This is a genomic window from Vibrio sp. ABH4_348 (genome assembly GCF_056159765.1).
On record NZ_JBSWVW010000002.1, the window covers coordinates 504,942 to 522,734 of the forward strand.

Here is a 17,793-nt window from a genome sequence, read left to right on the forward strand (position 1 = left end):
ATTACTCTCCATCCAAAGTTTGTAACAAGCGAGATTTGGTGATTACACCATGGTAGGTTTGGTCTTCGCCTACAACGGGAACAGGAAACGGCGCACTCGCGACTTTTCCGATGCATTCTCCAATAGGTTCATCGGGTGATAAGGGTTCAATGCTTGGCAAAAACGCATCGACCAATTCTTTGTTATGCTTTTTGGCAGTTTTCAGAGAATCTAGCGAAACCACACCTAAGAACTTGGATCCTCTGTCGATGACAATCGCATGTTCTGAATCGGAATCAATCAATAGCTGCAATGCACTTGATGGTCCGTCGTGGTCGGACTTTTTGAACAGCGCGGCTGGCTTTTTACGGGCGATATCTTTTGCAGTGAAAACCGTTGCGACATTTACACCTTTAAAGAAAGAACGTACGTAGTCATTAGCTGGGTTATTCAAAATTTCATCAGGTGTACCAACTTGCACCACTACCCCGTCCTGCATAATGGCAATTCGATCGCCAATACGCATGGCTTCGTCCAAGTCGTGTGAAATAAAGACAATGGTGCGTTTATCGTCGTTTTGGAGTCGAATCAACTCATCCTGCATTTCGGTTCGAATTAACGGGTCTAATGCCGAGAACGCTTCGTCCATTAGCAAGATTTGTGGGTCGCAGGCCAATGCTCGAGCAAGACCGACTCGCTGTTTCATACCACCAGACAACTCATCGGGGAACGAGTCTGAGTAACTGTCAAGCCCAACACGTGCTAGCGCATTCATTGCTGCCTTGTGGCGGGTTTCAACATCGACACCCGCTAACTCGAGTCCAAAAGCCGCATTCTCAATCACCGTCATGTGCGGCATTAACGCAAAATTCTGGAACACCATTGAGATGTCATTTCGTCTCACCTCGCGCAACTGCTCTTCACTTATTTGCGCTATATCGCGATCTTTTAGGATCACATTGCCTCGCGTCGGCTCAATTAAACGGTTGAGTAGTCTGACGAGAGTTGACTTACCTGAACCAGAAAGGCCCATGATCACAAAAATCTCACCCTCTTTGATACTCAGTGATACGTCTTTTACCCCAACGGTTAGCCCAGTTTTTTCAAAAATTTGGTCTTTATCTAACCCTTTCTCGATCAAAGAGAAAGCTTCATTTGGCTTATCTCCGAATACTTTATAGAGGTTTTTCACTTCCAAAATGGTCGACATTCTATTCCTCAAAATTGTTAGTGAACCCCATAAAGGTTACAGCAATAATTAATAGAACTCTAATTAAAATAGGAGGTTTTTTGGAATTAAATAAAGTTAATGTAATTTTTATTGTTTAATTTCAACAAGTTAAAGGACCTTATGATACTGGTATTTTTTAAAGCACGGATAGATGTGTAATCAACCATCAAAATGAGAAAGAGATCGAACCTTACTTAGTTTAATGTTCGTATCTCCAATAATTTAATTAGACATCAAAACCAAAAACCGAAAACATCAAAAAAAATTAATTGAAAATTTTTATATTTATAATCAAACACTTGTGCACATAAAAACCTAAAACAACTCCAAACCAACTTGAATTTGCTTAAAATCATTGTAAGCTAAAAAACAAATTCGTTTAGTACACTAATTATTAGAATTATGGATACATCCATTACTTTTTACGAAAAGAATCGTCAATCAAATCGTCATCAAAATGAAATAATACTTCGTACTCCAACTATTAATGATGGTAGGAGAGTTAACCGTTTGATTGCTAACTGCCCACCGTTAGATACAAACTCTAGCTACTGCAATTTCCTCCAGACTGGGCATTTCAGTGATACCTGCATAATCGCAACAAAAAACGATGACGCTGTGGGTTTCATATCAGCCTACTTGAAACCCTCAGATCCTAAGACTTTGTTCGTCTGGCAAGTGGCGGTATCCGACAAAGCTCGAGGGCAAGGTTTGGCTTTTAACATGCTGAAAAAACTGCTAAATCGTAAACAGCTTCAACATATAAACGCCATCGAAACCACCATTACGCGTGGCAATAAAGGTTCTTGGGCATTATTTGAAAAGCTGGATAAAAACCAGCAGGGATTGGGAAGTACCAGAGTATTTCTCGACAAAAGCCGTCATTTTGACGGTGAACACGATTCAGAATACCTATACCGGATCCCGCTGAACTAGGGCTGTCTGCCTCTATTGTAAAAAGATTTCAAACTAGTCTCGCAAAGTCTGATGCAGCTTTGCGCCGACTCACTACGAGCATCAACAACCGAAAAATTAAGACGGACTAAACATGGATATCTTTAACAAAAAAGAATCAAATGTACGCTCATATTCAAATAGCTTTCCAGTGGTATTCAATTCAGCCAAAGGTTGCTGGCTGCACACGGAAGATGACCAACGCTACTTGGATTTTCTCGCAGGTGCCGGATCACTTAATTACGGGCACAACAACGCCATCCTGAAGCAATCTTTGCTGGACTACATTGATTCCGACGGCATAACTCACGGCTTAGACATGCATTCCAGTGCAAAAGCTGAGTTTATTGAAGCCATGGAGCACTTCATTCTTCAACCACGTGGCCTTGACTACAAATTCCAGTTCACTGGACCTACGGGGACCAATGCTGTAGAAGCAGCAATGAAACTGGCGCGTAAAGTCACTGGAAGAACCAACATAGTAACCTTCACGAATGGCTTCCATGGCTGTACGTCTGGTGCATTATCAGCAACTGGTAACCAACACCATCGCGGTGGCTCTGGTATACCTCTATCTGGTACATCTCGAATTCCATTTGAAGGTTACGCCAACATTGATGGTCTAGAGCTGTTTGAAACCATGCTAAATGACAACTCTAGTGGTTTAGATAAACCGGCAGCGATTCTACTTGAAACCGTTCAGGGAGAAGGTGGTCTTAACGCGGCATCAACTGAATGGCTAATCAAACTAGATTCAATTTGTAAGAAACACGGCATTTTGACCATAGTGGATGATATTCAGGCCGGTTGCGGACGCACGGGAACTTTCTTTAGTTTTGAGCCAGCAGGTATCAAACCCGATATTGTGACACTTTCAAAATCTATTGGTGGTTATGGGCTCCCGATGGCGTTAGTACTGCTAAAACCAGAATTAGACCAATGGAAGCCGGGTGAGCATAACGGTACGTTCCGAGGTAATAATCACGCGTTCATAACAGCCGCAAAAGCGCTAGAAGTCTATTGGAAAGACGACCAATTTGAGCAACATATTCAACAACGTGCCAGTCAGGTAAGCAAAGCAATACAAAAAGCGTTGCGTAGATTCCCACAGCTTTTTGTTCAAGCTAAGGGACGCGGCATGATGCAAGGTATCGAATGCCAAAGTGGTGACGTTGCCAATATTGTCACCGAGCACTGTTTTGACATGGGTATGGTTATTGAAACCGCCGGTCCCAACGATGAAGTTGTGAAGTTTTTTGCGCCACTCACCATCAGTGAATCCGAGTTAGAACAAGGTTTGGCCATCTTCGAAAAAGCCGCAGAAAGAGCTTCTTGTCAATTACTGAAAAAAGCATCGTAGGAATAGATCATGATTGTAAGAACATTGAAAGAGTGTCAGCAAAGCGAACGCCGTGTGGTCTCGGAAAACTGGGAAAGTGTTCGTATGTTGTTGAAAGACGACAATATGGGTTTTTCGTTCCATATCACAACCATCTATGAAGGTACCGAAACCCACATTCACTACCAAAACCACTTAGAGTCGGTTTATTGCATGTTCGGTGAAGGTGAAATCGAGATTATTGGTGGTGAAACGTATTCAATTGAACCAGGCACCTTATACATTTTGGATAAACACGACGAGCATTATCTCAGAGCGAACAAAGGCTCGGAAATGGTTATGGCTTGTGTATTTAACCCGCCTATCACTAGCGCCGAAGTCCACGATGAAAACGGTGTTTACCCGCTCGTCGACTAAATCTGACTCGCGATAACTGCGCTTAGGATTTTGCAAAATATGTGAGGGGCATAAGCCCCTTTCCCACAACAAACTCGAAGGAGTATTCATGTCTTTTACCGTAGAAAAAATCGGCGGTACTTCTATGTCGGCATTTGATGCCGTGATTGATAACATCATCTTGCAACCAAAAAACCCGTACAACCGAGTGTTTGTGGTCTCAGCGTACGCTGGTATTACCGACGCCCTACTAGAATGCAAACGCACAGGTAAGCCGGGTATTTACCAACAAATTGCTCGCCACGATATCCAATGGCGTGAACAACTGGCTGAACTTGAACAACGCATGTTGTTGATCAACGAAAACTTGTTCGCCGATCCGGTCAACCGCATGCGCGCAGACAAATTTTTACGTTCGCGAATCAGTGAAGCTAAATTGTGTATTGAAAATCTGCTGCAAACTTGTGAGTACGGGCAGTTCAGCTTGCGCTTTTACTTACCGCAAATTCGAGAGTTTTTATCTTCGATAGGAGAAGCACACAGTGCTTACAACACTGCTTTAAAGCTAAAAACTCTTGGCATCAATTCTAAGTTTGTTGACCTGTCGGGTTGGGATGATCATCAAGAATCCTCGTTGGATGAGGTGATTTTGGCAGCCTTCAAAGACATTAATCCGGAGATTGAACTGCCCATAGTGACCGGTTACGCCTATTGCAAAGAAGGATTAATGAAAACCTACGACCGCGGTTACAGCGAAATGACGTTTAGTCGCCTAGCCTGTCTCACCGAGGCGAGCAAAGCAATTATTCACAAAGAATACCATTTGAGTAGTGCTGACCCGAGAATTGTTGGCCCAGAAAAAGTGGTTCCAATTGGCAAAACCAATTTCGATGTGGCAGACCAATTGGCCAATTTGGGAATGGAAGCCATTCACCCCAACGCGGCATCAGGATTGCGTGAGAAACAAATTCCCCTGCAAATCAAAAACACGTTTGAGCCTGAGCATTCCGGCACCTATATCTCGAACGACTATCACCCGTCAGATTGTAAAATCGAAATTATCGCGGGAAGAAGCCGAGTATTTGCGCTGCATATCTTTGACCAAAACATGCTAGGTCATATCGATACCGTCAGCCGTGAAGTGATGGATATTGTCGCGGACGCCAGCGTGAGTTTGATCGGTAAGGAAATGAACGCAAACGCTATTACTTACTATATAAGTGGCGCCAGTGAAGTATTGAATCAAGTTCTCTATCGTACTGAAAAGCGTTATCCCAATGCACACATCACCGGAAAGATGGTGGCGTTGATTTCGGCGATTGGTTCCAATATCAATAGCAACACCACTCTCGGTCAAGGCGTTGCGGCGCTGACCAATCATCAAGTGTCACCGATCGCAGTTCACGCCTCAATGCGTGATGTGAATGTACAATTTGTAGTCAGAGACGAAGAATACGAAGCCGCCATCTTTGCCCTCCACCAAGCCTTTTTTGATACTAAACGAGAAAAGGCAGTTGTTGCGGCTTAACTAGACTTTATCCGTAAAATAAAACCGCCGCTTAGATTTACAATGTAAATCTAAGCGGCGGTTTCGCATTTCATTTCTGCTCATTCACAACACAAAGTCACTCACAAAACTGCGTTTTATGGGTTAATCGGCCCATTCAATCAAAAACCTAGGTTATCCAAAATCGAACCTGATATTTTGAGCTAGGGAACACAAGATAATGAATCTTAGACTAATTTACGCACTGTTATTAGTAAGCGGAATATTGATCGGATGTGGTGGAAGCTCTGAAGAATCTCAGAAGCAGGCTGACCTCGCGAGAGAGGGAGCAAATGCAGTTTATCTCAGTTTTTCAGATTACTTACCAGATGATGTCAGTATCAACACCATAGATTTGGAAAAATCTATTAGTGGCGTAACAGCAATAGGTGGAGACGGCACTATTTATGTCTCTCACGTCTTTAGAACAAAGCAGTTGCCACAAATCTATTCTACTAACGCTGTTGCACAAACGACTGTAATGAAGTACGCCAGTGCTTACCAAACCAATGGTCTCACGAAGTGGCACAGGAAAGGCAAAAATGGAGTCATTGTAGGTCCTAACAATATAGTTTATGCCCTGAGCGATGGCATAGCATTGCTCAACAATAACGGAGAAACCATTAAAAACTTTTTCGTAGAAAAAAATCTTGATATCGATGACGTAACGTTTGACTACCAAGGGGATATCCATCTGGTTTTTCAGAACAAATGGTTCGAACTTGACTCTGAACTGTCGATTAAGAACTCGCTAGAACTCCCCTTTGACCGAAGCTCCAGACCATATATTACAAGAGAAGGAACGCTAGTTACTTCATCTTCAGAGTTCGACTCTGAAACTTCTAGGTTGGTTAGTTTTGTCAACCACATTGATACCAAAGGCCAAATCGTTTGGAGTACCTCGATAGAACAAGATGCACATTTTATGGCTGTCGATCCTTCAGGTAACTTTGTCGTCACCGGTCAATCCTCTGTCTATAGTATAGACTCCCAAGGTAAACTGAACTGGACTAAAAAATACGGCGATCGAAATGCGGATTCTGGGATATATATAAATTCTTTGCCGGTTATAGATAAAGAAGGCGGAATATATATTTCACTCTTAAACACTAATGAAGATTCACGCATCAAGGACAAGAACAGCTCTGAGTATCTAAACTTGCTACGTCATTACGATGTGACCAAACTTGATAAACAGGGTGGTGAAATCTGGCGATATAGAGTTCAAGCACCAACAAAGAATTTACTTGGTGATGGTTTTACGACCTTGCTCTTAACTGAAAATAATGAGCTCATAGTTTCGAACGGTGCGTCCCTCTTTTCGTTAGATCAGGTGTCTGGTAACGTGCTGTGGCAGAGGGACATCCCCCACAGAGGAGCAATATTAAAGGCAAGTCATGATGGAAACCTTGTCCTAATGGATTCATCATTGAACAAAATGCACCGCTTAAAATTGCCAAACCCACCAGCACGTGGGGGATGGCCAATGACGTTTGGCAACGCACAGTCGAGCGGCAATACACAACCCTCGTTAAACGGTAACCCGACATCACTAGACATTGTGGGCGAGTGGTCTTTTTCCATCACAAGTGAAAACTGCCCTGACAAAGCTGAATACGGTTATGTCACATGGACCTATGTCAATGGCGCCTATGGACTCATCGTGAGTTCAAGTAATGGATTGATCTTACACAACTGCCAATACATCGGCGAATATACTGATTCCAATAATGGTGAATTGTACGCAGCACCCTTACCGATCAGCGCAACAGATTTCAAGGCTGGGCTCAGCGTGTTCGAGCAAAGTATTCGTATCGACAGTGTGAGTTTTATTTCGACGAACCGTATTGAAATCACTGGGGTAGATCGTGTGTCCCAAAAACCTTATACCTTAATATTCACGCGCTAGATTATCTGTAGTGAAACATGTAATAGCCACTAACCCATGAGGGTGAGTGGCTTTTTAAAGGCAGTAAACAGTCACTGAAACTTCGAGTGACTTCGCACAACTCCCGAGTTCGACAATCAATACTCAGCACTATCGCAAAGTCTAACGAGTATAAACCAAATAAAATGGTGTGATATCTAGCCAAATAAAATACCGACTTAGTGAGACTATGGATGTTAGAGAGTTAGACACCAAAGCACAGTTGAATGAGATTTTGTTTAATTTTGCGGACCAACTCGGTTTTTCCCAGTCGCTTTTTACTACTTTCCCGACATTTTCACGGCCCGAATCTAACATCGATCTCTTCGTGACTGATTACGATAGAACTTGGATGGAGCACTATTCAGAAAATAACTACGCAACCAATGACAGAGCCGTTAGACATTGTTTATCAAACACAGACTCTGCATTTATCTGGCCAGGTAACACAAATCTACGTCATTTTACCCCTCAAGAAAAACGCGTTTATCGCGAAGCAAATGAGTGCGGTATTTGTCATGGGTTAACGTTACCTATTTCAACCGTACCTGGTGTTGTTGGTGTGGTAAGCTTGGCTTTTGACGGCTCAAAAGAGCAGTTCCAACGTCATTATCAAGAGTATCAAAAAACCATTGCTCAATTTTCTTATGCATTAACTGACCACGCTCTAAAAACCAACTACTCAACACATTTAACCGCCAGCATACTTACGCCTAAAGAGAAAGATGCTCTATGTTGGCTGGCTCACGGACTTACCTACGACCAAATTGCTACAAAAATGAATGTGGGAACCAGTACAGTCAGAAAACACATCGCTAGCGTTCTGAGAAAACTCAATGCCAAGAACTCAGTTCATGCTTCCGTGATCGCGGTTAGGTGGGGACTTATTTGATAATTCAAGTCTTCAGAAACGCGACTTTGTCTTCCAATGCTGATAGCGCTTGTTCGACCGTGCTTTCCGGGTCACTGAGATAGCGCACTAATGTCATTAGATAGATATCAAATAGCACGTCAAACCACGCTTTAGGATATTTATCTCGGAAAGGCTCACTCATCTCTTCGTTGAGCTGGTTGTAGTAGTTCAAATCCCAGATGATTTCGCTGAAAAGTGCAATCGATAAATCGCGGTATTGGAAGTAATAACGGTAGTAATAGTTAGCGGCTACAAAAAAGGCCTCGATGGCCGTCATTGACGCGAATCTTTCACTGAGCTCTTCTGTGAGATCATCTGAAAATCCCTCCACTAATCGAGAAAAACTTGCTCGCAGTAAGTCTTGCTTAGTGGGGAAGTGGCTAAATACGGTTCCGTCTGCCACTTCAGCGGCTCGCGCTATCATTCGGGTACTGGTGGCGTGATAGCCGTATTCTTCAAACAAAGCCCATGCGGCTTGCAGTATTTTTTCTCGCGTTTGTTCACGCTTACCCATTGCTATCACATCCCATAAAAGTTCTTAAGCTAGTTTACCTTTTCCCTCAAGTGATACCAATAGTTCCAAGATCCTGTTCTAAATTGATAATTGACATATTGAGCGCGCTCAATTATAAAATATGAGCGCGCTCATTTATTGTAATTTCAACTTGGAGGAGTTATGGAAAACTTAGTTAAATGGTCTAAATTCGCGTTCTTTTGTTCATTCATATTTGCGTATTTATTTATTGTCGGACCACTACTGATGGCGGTATTGATCCCCGGTGGTGTAGCAGTACTCTGCATAATTGGTGGTAAAGAAGTGACATCAACTTTTATTAACGTAGTCATTAAGAAATCGCAATTAAAACAGATACCGGTTTAAGTGGAGCGTAATTAATGACGACTAAATTCACTGAGCTTCTACCGACACAAGTCACACCATTTAAACGTTTTGAAGAAACTATTTCTCGACCAGTAATCAAATCAGGTTGGAAAGCGTTGGACTACTACAATGCGATTTTTATGAATCAACCGGAATGGGTCACTGTGCTGTTCAAAATTCGTAACATGCTAGTTAAGCCATTCGGTTTTTCTGGGTCCAGCACACAAATGGCCATTGAACCGCTAGCAGACGCTGTAGAAGTTGGTGACAAAGCAGGCTTTTTGACCATTACTCAACTCTCAGAAAAGTTGATCATTACCTTTGCTGAAGATAAACATATGAGGATGTGGATCTGTGTCGATGTGCGTGAATCTAGTATCGATTTAATCACCGTCGTCGAACCCATCACACGACTTGGTCAACTTTACCTATCAGCCATAATTCCATTTCATAAAGTCATTGTATCTAGCACGTTAAAACGCGCATTTAATACGAAATCAATTGCTTAAAAATAAGGCAAGATATCTGCCATTTTTCCGAGTTAATTGAACAAAAAGAAAGAATCTGAATCTTGATCAATTTTCGCGGTTATTTCGAAGATCGAATAATTTTCCATCACCTACGCTGATAATAACGGCTTGTGCTTTATCGCCTACCCGACTTGTCGCTTTGTGCGAAGTCACTGAAAACTTAACGTTGATTGGAGGGAAACATGATACGCATTCATAGGAACTATTGTTTGCGTTCTGGTGACAGAAAAGGAACCCGAACCGTTCATGCCCATGTTGCAGTTAATCCGGTGGGAGAGCTGGAAGTGGACATAGAAGAAACCAAACAACACTTTTGCACCAACTTTGACGCCCTTGAGTTTGATAGAAAGCCAGACCTGACGCAGATTAAAGGAGTGGAAGAAAACAGTACCTCTGCCATCAACTGGCAAGTCTCGCTATCGCATAGAGACGCTAACGAGCTTGGCCGACTGATTCACGATGCTCAAGAGGAATACGAAACTTTAATGCGTGACTTGTAGAACTCAAAACAAGACGTTTATCATTGTTTTGAGTAGCGCACTGACTGTTCTTTAATTAACAGAGTCAATGGTCCTCAGAAGTAATCTCATTGGCTCTGTAATATCCAAAGCCTGTCTCCTTCTATCCACGTTTCCTTTGCTACTTGGACAAGGTATTCCACTGTTCGCCAGTCCGTTGTTTAAAAACACTAACCAAAGAATGCAGTTCGACATTGAATCTTCATCTGTCTTACTTGGGCAAGTCATTCAAAGTAAATACAAAAAACGACGCCACACCTAGAGAAATAGTGAATAAAAAACCAATTATTGGTCAGTTTCACCACCCTAATTGATGAATCCAAACTTTCAGTTTATAAAACTTGTGAAGAAACAAAGCTAACTCATTGTTATTTATGAACTTAAATTTATTTATCAGCTTTATCAATTAATGGCACAACGGTTGCTCTTATATGAACACCTAACGCGAGTGGTACGTCTCGCATTCATGGCGGCTTCAGTTGGCTAACCTATCAAAAGCTTTGCCAATACAAAAACAAGGATTTCACATGTTGAAGAAAACAAAACTAGTTATGGCTCTTGGCGCGATTTTGGCTGTCGCAGGTTGTTCGGTCCATATTGATACCTCGAATAATGGCAAAGATGCCTCTCAAGTGTTTGGTGGAATAGATGTCGCCAGCCACAACACCACCGGGAACTTAAGCACAGTCAATGGTGGTATTGACCTCAGTGATCACGTGACGGCAGAAGACGTTGTCACAGTTAATGGCGGTATCGAGCTAGGTAGCCATGTGAAGGTGGATGAACTCACCACAGTCAATGGCCAAATCAAAGGTGGAGACCACAATTTTGTTGATGGCGATATTACTACCGTTAATGGCGATATACGTTTCGGAGAAGGATTGGACGTAACGGACAGTATCGAATCAGTAAACGGCAATATTATTGTTAAAGACGCTAACGTCAAAGGCGATATTGCCAACGTAAACGGTGATATCAAGATCAGAGGCGAAAGCATCATTCACGGTGATATCGAGCTTAAAGACGACAACGACAATGACCGATTTGGCAAAGATACTTTGTTTATTAGTCGAGAGACCAAAGTATTGGGCAAAATCATCATTGAACGAGACATCGATCTTGAAATAGAGAATCCAGAGCTTAACGCGAAAATCGTGTACAAAAACTAGGATTTCAGCGCCTCAATGCGAGGCGCTGCTTTTTTGCAGGACGCACAACTCATGCTCATCTTCCAGGCAAACAAGGACTTAATTAGTCAGATAGAGTTTTACGCCGTCCATTGGACAGCTGGAATATCGGGTTGGTTGGATCTAGCAGCCTACCAAGTCGGTTTATTCGTCTTTTATATTTTATTGGTACCGAGTGTGATTTATGGATCGGCGCTGATGTTTAGATCGAAACAGAAGCTATGGTTTTGCACGCTCGCCTCAGCCACCTATATCTGCTTAATGGTGTACTTGTTTGTCGCATCTAGTGTGGCTGAAGTGCGTCTGTTTTCACTGATTGAAATCTTTGTCACCTTTATCGTGGTGTTAAACATTCAACAGTTAATTGATCAAGCAAGTCATGAGTAACTTACTTAAAGAGTGACCATGGGTTAACTGACTGTATGAATGGTATAATGCCGCTCTACATTTTTGGTCACCATACCCCATTCCGAATTTTTCACCCGCTGTTGATGCAGCTCGAAAGCTTGCTCAGATTCAAACAACTCACTAACCGAAAAAACAGTAGGCTGTTGAGGATTCTGAACCACCTCAAATTTCAAACAGCCTGCTTCTTGACGCGTTAACTCAATGTGTCGAGGAAGATGCTCTAAAACAATGTTCAATTCTTCAATTGGTACCACTATTTGGCCCACTAGGCTAACACGAGACATTTTGCTTCCTTTACTTTCAGCTACTTGCTTTATGGCTACTTACTTTATGGATACTTACTGTATGGATAGTCTATACACCCAATTCGGTTTTCCTGATGGGTCAAACGCTTTGCAGTAGCGTCTCCAGCCCAGATTTTCATACAAAGTCTCATGCTCCGTGGCCAAATACAATTTTGACAAGCCCATATTCCGACATACGTCCACCGCGTGGGTCGACATGAGTGTTGTGAGTTTATTTCCGCGATGTTCAGGTTCAATAAAGACGCAGGCAAACCAAGGCGTTAAATCATGACGACTCACAAAATCATTGGCGATCAAAGCATAACAACCGGCTATGTGCTCGCCTTTCATCAGTAAATAGAATTGAGGTATCTGACGTCCATCATCACTTGAATGCTGAATCGCGTCGAGATAAAACCGATAGTTGTAGCGTGTGCCCCACTTGTCGTGGAAGTATTGGCTCGCCCCCACTAGTCCCTTGGCATAGCGATGCACATTAACCAATTGATAGTCCATGCTCAACCTATTGATAGAAGTCTCCCCTAACCAACAATTTACTCCTTTGGCCACCTCGCTTACATTGATCTAATCCGCTTGTGTTTTAAAGATACAAAAAAGCCAGCAATCCATACTGGCTAAATTGCTGGCTTATATTTTACTAAAAGACGTTGTCTAGGCTTTTACATCCAAGCCTTGCTGCCAAAATGCAACTTCCATACGCGTTGCGGTAGTAAACTCATGTACCAGAGTTTGGCCGCGTGTCGATTCGATGTCGATTTCCGCTAGCAGCTTGTTGAAGTGTTCAGCACCTTGGGCAACGCCAGTCTGGAACTCTTCGCCACCATACAACTGAATCCAACTCGCGTAAGGATTACCTTCAATCTTGGTGTTAGGGTCGTTTAGCAACGCTTTACCAATTTCAGCATATCCGATAGAACAAGGCGCAAGAGCAGCGTGAAGATCAATCAAATCTCCCGTCATACCCGCATCAAGTACATAACGAGTGTAAGCCACCGTACCGAAATCTTCCGGTTCAGCTTCAAGCTCTTGTTCACTGATACCCCACTGCTGACAAAGGTCAATGTGATGCGCAATTTCATGTTCCAATAGTGCTTGCACCATAGGTACTGGGTTACGCATATCTGCTAAAGTACGCGCTTTATAAATCGCCAACGCGTAAGCGCGAGCGTATTGCTTCAAAAACAAAAAGTCTTGTTTTAGGTAATGCAAAAAGCAGTCATGTGGCAGTGAACCGTCGGCAATCCCCTGAACAAACTCGTGCTGGGTGTAGGCTTGCCAATCAGCTTTACAAGATTCAATCAGTTGTTGGTAGTTCATTACTAACTCCTAGAATTGTGCAACGTAGTCTTGCGCTTTAGGCAAAGATTCAATCAGGTCCTTGTCGTACATGAACTGTGCGTAAGCATCGTAGCGCTCTAGGCTAACGGCGGATGGACGCAGTGCGAAGCGAGTTAGCGTGTCACGCCATGCACGACGGTTTAGCTCGTTGTCCAACGTGTCTGGTGAGTACGCCATAAACTGCTCCCAAGCTAAGTTAGGGTTGTTGACGATGTAAGTCGTTGCAAGCTCAAGTGCTTTGTTGAAAGAAGCCAGTGCTTCTTTGTTGTGGTTTTCTGCGTGAGCAACAAACACTAGCTCATCAAATGCCGGTACGCCATTTTCTTCTGGGAAGAAAACATTGGCTTCGTGGCCTTCAATGTTTAGCTGGTTAACTTCAAAGTTACGGTAGCCGCCCCAAATCGCGTCAACTTTGCCAGACGCCAAAGAAGAAGACAGTGCCCAACCTACATTGATGATTTCAACATCGCTAAACTTCAAGCCGTGAGTTTCTAGCATGGTACCGACGTTTGCTTCTTCGTTACCCGCGATAGCGATACCCACTTTTTTGCCCTTTAGGTCAGCAATATTTTGTACTTTGCCGTCTTTTAGTGACATCAATGTATTCAGTGGTGTTGCAATTAGCGTTGCCGAACGAATCAATGGAAGGCCCGCTGACACATCAATAGTTAGGTTTGGTTGGTAAGTAATCGCTAAGTCTACTTTGCCTGCCGCTACTAGCTTTGGTGGTGTGCTTGGGTCAGCAGGTTCTTGAATGTTTACCTCAAGCCCCTGCGCTTCAAAGTAGCCACGTTGTTTAGCAATTACGATAGGACCGTGGTTAGGGTTAACAAACCAGTCCAACATCAGGTCAAGTTCTTGTTTTTCTGCTTGCACTGACGATGCAAAAAATGAGGCTAAAAGTGCAACGGCACCAAATATTTTTTTAGTTTTCACAGTTTTTCCTTTTGATTTACTGTTCCCAAGGGATAAGTTTTTTTAGTAAATAGTCAGTCGCAAAATACAGTGCAACCGCCATTAAAGAGAGAATAAAAAGCGCGGCAAACATCTCGTCGATAATCATCCGAGCATTGGCTTGCAGCATCAAATAGCCCAGACCTTCACTGGATCCGACCCACTCACCGACGACTGCACCTATTGGGGCGACCACAACCGCAACTCTAAGCCCTGAGGCCAATGACGGCATAGCCGCCGGTAGCTGAACATGGCGCAACATTTGCCACTTGCTTGCACCCATGGTTTGCGCCAAATCTAAGAAGCCTTTGGGAGTATTTCTTAGGCCGTCGTAACAACAGGTGGTTACCGGGAAGAAAATGATGATCGCTGCCATCACTACTTTCGAAGCAACGCCGTAGCCTAGCCACAACATCAAAAGTGGTGCGATGGCAAAAACGGGAATCGCTTGGCTTGCGATCAATAGGGGCAATAGCCAGCGTTTTACTGGTTTAAACAACAGCATTTGCAGCGCAAAAAATAAGCCGACGCTAAGGCCGAGTGCGAGCCCAAGCAGCACCTCTTGCGCGGTCACCCACGCATGGCGCATTAACACATCAAATCGTGCAACCAGCCTGTCAAAAACCTCAAATGGGCTTGGCAAGATATACCGAGGGAGTTCAAACACCCACACCACACCTTGCCAGATAGAAATTAGGATGAGCACAGTCACCAAAAAACGAAAAACAGAGCCTGAGCCACTCTCTTTGGTTTTCAAGTTTAAGGTTCGGTTTTGAATTTGAGTCAGCTCAGACATGGTCCGCCTCCAACTCCTCGATAATGCTTTGCTGGAGAGTGGCACACTCTGCATCCAAATCCCTTGGCACAGCGGTAACAGGGACCGTTAACTTTCTTGCCTGTGCAGGATGTCCTTGTAAGACGTATAACGAAGAAGCCAATCGCACGGCTTCTTGTGGATCATGAGTGATTAGCACGACGGTTTTGTCCACCAGCAACTGACAGGCGAGCGTTTGCAGTTTATGACGATTAACCGCATCCAACGCGGAAAATGGTTCGTCCATTAGAACCAAGGGCTTATCTTGAATTAAAGTTCTAGCCAGAGCCACTCGTTGACGCATACCACCAGAGAGGGTTTGTGGTAGAGAGTCTTTAACTTGTTCCAATCCAACTTGTTGCAACAACTCGTTTGCCCGCGCTCGATACGCTTGGTGATCAATTTTGGATTCAAACCTAGCGGCCAAGCATACATTGTCGAGCACACTTAACCACGGATACAACAAATCTTGCTGAGCCATGTAAGCAATCGAGTCCGATAATCGGCCGGAGCTAAGCTCATTATCTAAGTGCAGTTCACCGGAAAATGTCACTTTGTTATCCAGCAAACCAGCCAAATAGCGCAAAAGTGTGGTTTTGCCGCCTCCGCTGCGCCCGAGGATACAAGTCCAATTGCCGCGAGAAACCGACAAATCGAGCCCAGACAGAACAAGAGAATCTGAGTCTTTATAACCTAGATTAGCACCGCGAAAGCTCAGTGCTAGATCAGCGTTAGACATAAGTGTGGCCTAGAAAAAAGTGGTTTACTGGACCGTGCCCATTGCCCACTTTTAGCTCATCGGCATGAGCAATAGCCTGCGAAATATAGGTTTTACCTAGTTGCACAGATTTTTCTAGCGAATGGCCTTGAGCGAGATAAGAAGCGATAGCCGATGACAAAGTACAACCTGTGCCATGAGTATTATTTGTCTCGATACGTTTGGCGGATAGACACTCAACATGGGTTGGGAAAATCAGTAAATCATTACTGTTCTCGTCATCAGTTAGGTGACCACCTTTCAACAAAATGGTATCTACATCTAATGCTCGTAGATCGGCAATCATGGCGTCCATATCTTCTTGTGTTTTGGGAACAGGACGGCCTATCAACGCGGCACCTTCAGGTAAGTTAGGGGTAATTATGGTCGCCAGAGGCAAAAGCTCAGACTTAAGGGTTTCAATCGCTGATTGCTCCAACAGTAAATCGCCGCTGGTTGCTACCATCACGGGGTCAACAACCAAAAACTGAGGCTGGTACTGACGAATCTTTTTTGCCACCGCACGAATGATGTTCGAATCAGCCAGCATTCCAACCTTAACGGCTTTAATTTTTAGATCGGAAAAAACGGCGTCAAGCTGGCTTTCTACGTGCTCTATGGGAATGGCGTGAATTGCAGACACACCTTGCGTATTTTGAGACGTGATGGCAGTAATGGCGGAAGCTGCGTAACTACCAGTGGCCGACATTGCTTTGATATCAGCTTGAATTCCAGCACCACCACCACTATCTGAACCAGCAATGGTTAGGGCAATGGGTGTATCAACGACAGAGTTAGCATTGGTCATAACATCTCCTAGTGGTACTACGTAGGAGAGCCATTACAACGTGAAGCACACTGAGATACTGCAAAGATATCTGAGCACACTTAATGGTGAACGGTTCATAGTTCCCTACGTCAGTTTTAACTGAATCAGGTTCAACGGGTCTCAATAACGATCTCAGCTCTTAACGAGCACCCCGACTATTGACAAAAATCATACCAGTTATTGGGATTGGATGTCAGCGTTATTTTGACTCATTGACGGTGTAAATTGGTTAGCGAGGCTATCACTGACACAAAAATCGGTATCGAACTTAAGCTCATCCCACTTTTGAACGGTCAGTGTTTGCAAGCAACCAATCTAATCTCAACCTGTAAAAATCCACCTGCATAGCAGGTGGCTTTGAAAGGCCCCCTAAAAGGGGGCTCACTGTTAGTTTTCTAACCCTAAACGCATTTGACGCTCTTCTTCTTCCTTTCCAACACGATCTTGGTGCCGGACATACCTGCGTATAATTTCCTCGTTCATCCCTACCGAATCAACGAAGTAGCCTCTTTGCCAGAATTTGTTACCCCATAATTTCTTCTTTCTTAAATACGGAAATTTGTTAAACATGCGAATCGCGGTTCGTCCTTTTACAAAGCCCATATATGTCGAAACACTTAAACTAGGTGGCAATCTCACGACAAGGTGTACATGGTCTACTTGAACATTCAACTCTACAACCTTACAGTTCTTCATGTTGCTGTAGATGTAGATACTGCGGTAAAGCTCTTTACCTAAATTTCCTTTCAAGATTTTCAGGCGGTATTTGGGTGTCCAGACTATGTGGTACTGGCACCTGTAATAAACGTGTGAAGCGGATTCATATCTGCTCATGTTCTTTATTTCCTTAATTTGCTGGTTACAAACGAGGACATCTTGAACATGAGCGTTCTTCGGGCATAGCCCAAAGGAACGATCACCACCTTCTAAAGAAGGTGGTTTAAGATTAGAAAACAAATAATGCAATCAATTGCATTTCAATCAAAGA

Annotated in this window: 19 protein-coding genes, 1 pseudogene and 1 riboswitch; of the genes and pseudogenes, 10 read left to right on the forward strand and 10 right to left on the reverse strand. The window is 43.4% G+C overall.

Annotated elements, in window-relative coordinates:
* Position 1: 1 nt before the first annotated feature.
* Complete coding sequence (proV, locus tag ACXAFJ_RS16035) at positions 2–1,189, reverse strand: glycine betaine/L-proline ABC transporter ATP-binding protein ProV (RefSeq protein WP_475324806.1); 1,188 nt, start codon at positions 1,187–1,189, stop codon at positions 2–4.
* A 423-nt stretch (positions 1,190–1,612) separates the two neighbouring features.
* Here proV and ectA point away from each other — a divergent pair, with 423 nt between their 5' ends.
* The 6 genes from ectA (at position 1,613) to ACXAFJ_RS16065 (ending at position 8,264) form a co-directional block, all read left to right on the forward strand.
* Positions 1,613–2,146: a diaminobutyrate acetyltransferase gene (ectA, locus tag ACXAFJ_RS16040; RefSeq protein WP_475324808.1), complete on the forward strand. Its 534-nt coding sequence runs from the start codon at positions 1,613–1,615 to the stop codon at positions 2,144–2,146.
* 112 nt (positions 2,147–2,258) lie between these two features.
* Positions 2,259–3,524 (forward strand): diaminobutyrate--2-oxoglutarate transaminase, encoded by a 1,266-nt coding sequence (gene ectB, locus ACXAFJ_RS16045; protein ID WP_475324809.1) that lies wholly within the window; start codon positions 2,259–2,261, stop codon positions 3,522–3,524.
* A 9-nt stretch (positions 3,525–3,533) separates the two neighbouring features.
* On the forward strand, positions 3,534–3,920 hold the full coding sequence (locus tag ACXAFJ_RS16050) for an ectoine synthase (RefSeq protein ID WP_475324811.1): 387 nt from the start codon (positions 3,534–3,536) through the stop codon (positions 3,918–3,920).
* An 88-nt stretch (positions 3,921–4,008) separates the two neighbouring features.
* Positions 4,009–5,427 carry an aspartate kinase gene (locus tag ACXAFJ_RS16055; RefSeq protein WP_475324812.1) on the forward strand — a complete coding sequence of 473 codons (1,419 nt, stop codon included), beginning with the start codon at positions 4,009–4,011 and terminating at the stop codon, positions 5,425–5,427.
* Between the two features lie 199 nt (positions 5,428–5,626).
* Positions 5,627–7,354, forward strand: a complete 1,728-nt coding sequence (locus ACXAFJ_RS16060) for an outer membrane protein assembly factor BamB family protein (protein ID WP_475324813.1) — start codon at positions 5,627–5,629, stop codon at positions 7,352–7,354.
* A 208-nt stretch (positions 7,355–7,562) separates the two neighbouring features.
* A complete protein-coding gene (locus ACXAFJ_RS16065; protein ID WP_475324815.1) occupies positions 7,563–8,264 on the forward strand; it encodes a helix-turn-helix transcriptional regulator in 702 nt (233 codons plus the stop codon).
* Positions 8,265–8,268: 4 nt separating this feature from the next.
* On the opposite strand, the gene ACXAFJ_RS16070 is transcribed toward ACXAFJ_RS16065, so the two are convergent.
* Positions 8,269–8,799, reverse strand: a complete 531-nt coding sequence (locus ACXAFJ_RS16070; protein ID WP_475324816.1) for a TetR/AcrR family transcriptional regulator — start codon at positions 8,797–8,799, stop codon at positions 8,269–8,271.
* Between the two features lie 380 nt (positions 8,800–9,179).
* On the opposite strand from ACXAFJ_RS16070, the gene ACXAFJ_RS16075 reads away from it, so the two are divergent.
* The 4 genes from ACXAFJ_RS16075 (at position 9,180) to ACXAFJ_RS16090 (ending at position 11,787) form a co-directional block, all read left to right on the forward strand.
* Positions 9,180–9,674: a DUF2867 domain-containing protein gene (locus ACXAFJ_RS16075; protein ID WP_475324817.1), complete on the forward strand. Its 495-nt coding sequence runs from the start codon at positions 9,180–9,182 to the stop codon at positions 9,672–9,674.
* A gap of 203 nt (positions 9,675–9,877) precedes the next feature.
* Positions 9,878–10,195, forward strand: a complete 318-nt coding sequence (locus tag ACXAFJ_RS16080) for a hypothetical protein (RefSeq protein WP_475324819.1) — start codon at positions 9,878–9,880, stop codon at positions 10,193–10,195.
* Positions 10,196–10,740: 545 nt separating this feature from the next.
* Positions 10,741–11,382, forward strand: coding sequence for a DUF4097 family beta strand repeat-containing protein (locus ACXAFJ_RS16085; RefSeq protein ID WP_475324820.1), 642 nt, complete (start codon positions 10,741–10,743; stop codon positions 11,380–11,382).
* A 51-nt stretch (positions 11,383–11,433) separates the two neighbouring features.
* Positions 11,434–11,787: a hypothetical protein gene (locus ACXAFJ_RS16090; RefSeq protein WP_475324821.1), complete on the forward strand. Its 354-nt coding sequence runs from the start codon at positions 11,434–11,436 to the stop codon at positions 11,785–11,787.
* A gap of 23 nt (positions 11,788–11,810) precedes the next feature.
* On the opposite strand, the gene ACXAFJ_RS16095 is transcribed toward ACXAFJ_RS16090, so the two are convergent.
* The 8 genes and pseudogenes from ACXAFJ_RS16095 to tnpA all read right to left on the reverse strand — a co-directional run bounded on the left by ACXAFJ_RS16095 (position 11,811) and on the right by tnpA (position 17,639).
* Entirely contained in the window at positions 11,811–12,092 is a 282-nt protein-coding gene (locus ACXAFJ_RS16095) for a putative quinol monooxygenase (protein WP_475324823.1), read from the reverse strand.
* Between the two features lie 54 nt (positions 12,093–12,146).
* Positions 12,147–12,608, reverse strand: a complete 462-nt coding sequence (locus ACXAFJ_RS16100; protein ID WP_475324824.1) for a GNAT family N-acetyltransferase — start codon at positions 12,606–12,608, stop codon at positions 12,147–12,149.
* Between the two features lie 156 nt (positions 12,609–12,764).
* Entirely contained in the window at positions 12,765–13,430 is a 666-nt protein-coding gene (gene tenA, locus ACXAFJ_RS16105; RefSeq protein WP_475324825.1) for a thiaminase II, read from the reverse strand.
* Positions 13,431–13,439: 9 nt separating this feature from the next.
* On the reverse strand, positions 13,440–14,387 hold the full coding sequence (locus ACXAFJ_RS16110; protein ID WP_475324827.1) for an ABC transporter substrate-binding protein: 948 nt from the start codon (positions 14,385–14,387) through the stop codon (positions 13,440–13,442).
* Positions 14,388–14,403: 16 nt separating this feature from the next.
* Positions 14,404–15,090: pseudogene (locus tag ACXAFJ_RS16115) on the reverse strand (ABC transporter permease); the annotation flags it as partial.
* Positions 15,091–15,193: 103 nt separating this feature from the next.
* Positions 15,194–15,958, reverse strand: coding sequence for an ABC transporter ATP-binding protein (locus ACXAFJ_RS16120; RefSeq protein WP_475324828.1), 765 nt, complete (start codon positions 15,956–15,958; stop codon positions 15,194–15,196).
* Complete coding sequence (gene thiD, locus ACXAFJ_RS16125; protein WP_475324830.1) at positions 15,951–16,784, reverse strand: bifunctional hydroxymethylpyrimidine kinase/phosphomethylpyrimidine kinase; 834 nt, start codon at positions 16,782–16,784, stop codon at positions 15,951–15,953. The genes ACXAFJ_RS16120 and thiD overlap by 8 nt, the downstream gene beginning before the upstream one ends.
* An 85-nt stretch (positions 16,785–16,869) precedes the next feature.
* Positions 16,870–16,969, reverse strand: a riboswitch (TPP riboswitch).
* A gap of 223 nt (positions 16,970–17,192) precedes the next feature.
* Positions 17,193–17,639: an IS200/IS605 family transposase gene (gene tnpA, locus ACXAFJ_RS16130; protein WP_475322979.1), complete on the reverse strand. Its 447-nt coding sequence runs from the start codon at positions 17,637–17,639 to the stop codon at positions 17,193–17,195.
* Positions 17,640–17,793 lie beyond the last annotated feature (154 nt).